Raw genomic sequence first — 342 nt, forward strand, 5'->3', positions numbered from 1 at the left:
GCGGCGACACACGTCCGCACCCGCTCGGTGGCGACCGCCCGCACGCTGGGCGCGCGTCCGTGATCTTCGTCGGCGTCGACATCGGCACGACCCGCACCAAGGCGCTTCTGTACGATGCAGCGACGGGAGAGCGGCGCGTGGTCGCCCGTGCCACTCCGGTCCGGACGTCCGCTGCCGGAGATCTCCGTGACGCGGACGCCGTCCTCGCGACCGTCGTCGATGCCGTGGGAGGAGCCCTTTCCGGGCTGGATGCGGCCGACCGGTCGCGCGTGCGCGGCCTGGGCGTCACCTCCCTCAGCGAGGAGATGGTGCTGCTGGGCGCGGACGGGCGTTCGCTCGGGC

Annotated in this window: 1 protein-coding gene; it reads left to right on the top strand. The window is 74.0% G+C overall.

Going from position 1 to position 342, the window contains the following annotated elements:
- Positions 1-59: 59 nt before the first annotated feature.
- The coding region (locus SB717_RS34330; protein WP_410907314.1) for a hypothetical protein at positions 60-342 on the top strand (283 nt) is incomplete at its 3' end.

This window comes from Priestia sp. SIMBA_032, assembly GCF_046535215.1.
GTDB classification, from domain to species: domain Bacteria; phylum Bacillota; class Bacilli; order Bacillales; family Bacillaceae_H; genus Priestia; species Priestia aryabhattai.